This window comes from Limosilactobacillus galli (assembly GCF_947381495.1).
Lineage (GTDB): Bacteria > Bacillota > Bacilli > Lactobacillales > Lactobacillaceae > Limosilactobacillus > Limosilactobacillus galli.
In genome coordinates this window covers 1-204 of record NZ_CANCWK010000160.1, presented here as the reverse complement: position 1 = coordinate 204, position 204 = coordinate 1, and the positions used below count along the sequence as shown (strand labels likewise).

At 42.6% G+C, this 204-nt stretch carries 1 protein-coding gene; it reads left to right on the top strand.

Annotated features, from left to right (window positions below; all coding sequences use genetic code 11):
* Nucleotides 1-204 (top strand): helix-turn-helix domain-containing protein (locus QOS10_RS09715; protein WP_283595224.1); only part of this gene is annotated, 204 nt, incomplete at both ends.

Sequence of the window (204 nt, the reverse complement as noted above, 5' to 3'; positions counted from 1 at the left end):
GTGGCAACCTTACCGTTAATCAGACAACGAGAAAGCGAGCTAGAAGAATGGGACGAAAAGTAACCTTTGATGAAAAGGAGAGTATCGTTCAATGGACGATTGACCATGACAACAACTATAAGGCGGCTGCTGAGAAGTATAACGTTAGTTATCAACGTGTTTATTCTTGGGTACGCAAGTACCAGGAAAACAATGATTGGGCAG